This is a genomic window from Pseudomonas sp. WS 5071 (assembly GCF_012985765.1).
In the GTDB taxonomy this organism is placed as follows: Bacteria; Pseudomonadota; Gammaproteobacteria; order Pseudomonadales; family Pseudomonadaceae; genus Aquipseudomonas; species Aquipseudomonas lundensis_A.
Window position 1 is genome coordinate 1 of the sequence record NZ_JAAQWY010000087.1, and the last position, 773, is coordinate 773.

General features: G+C 56.0%; 1 protein-coding gene. It reads right to left on the bottom strand.

All coding sequences use genetic code 11. The features are described from left to right. A partial coding sequence (locus HBN61_RS22330) for a GAF domain-containing protein (protein ID WP_170047931.1) occupies positions 1-773 on the bottom strand: 773 nt, incomplete at both ends.

The window sequence follows — 773 nt, forward strand, 5'->3', positions numbered from 1 at the left end:
TTGGTTTCGGCCAGCACCTCTTGCAGGCGCTGACGATAGCGGGCGGCTTCGATCGAAGTGCCGATATTGTCAGAAATCAGTTCAAACAACCCGATATCACGCTCGTTCAGCGGGCGCAGAAAGCCCAGCTCGATCACGCCGTTAACCCGATCATCATCACTGGTCGGGATCACCAGCACACTGTGCGGGCTGCCCTGACCCAACCCGGAGGTTACCTTGAGGCTGTAGTCTGCAGGCACGTTATCCAGACGAACCAGCTGATCTTGCTGTGCGGCTTGCCCGACAATGCCTTCATCGTTGTGAATCAGCTGGTCTTGCGCTTCTTGCTCACGGGAGAAACCATAGCTGGCGACACGCTTGAGGCCACCGTGGTCTTCACGCACGTAAACTGCCGCCACCACCGACCCCAGATACTGGGCGCAGAACTGCAGGATATTGCGCCCCAACATGTTCAGGGTCAGACGGCCCAGCACCTGTTCGGCCAGTTCAGTCTGGCCGTTACGCAACCAGGCCTGCTGTTCAAGGCGCTGCGCCGTCTTGATCTGCGACTCGAAAGCATTGTTGTAACTCTCTGAAAGACTGAGCAAATCACGGCGACCGATATAAGCCAAAAAGCCGCCCAGTCCCAATACAAAACACAAGTACAGGGCAATACTGATAATCGTGGTACGGCTCACATCTTCGCTGCGCGCTACGCGCAGTTGCTGCTCCATTTGAATGAAGTCGCCATATTCCTTACGAATTTCATCACTCAGGCGTTTGCCACGGCCGGC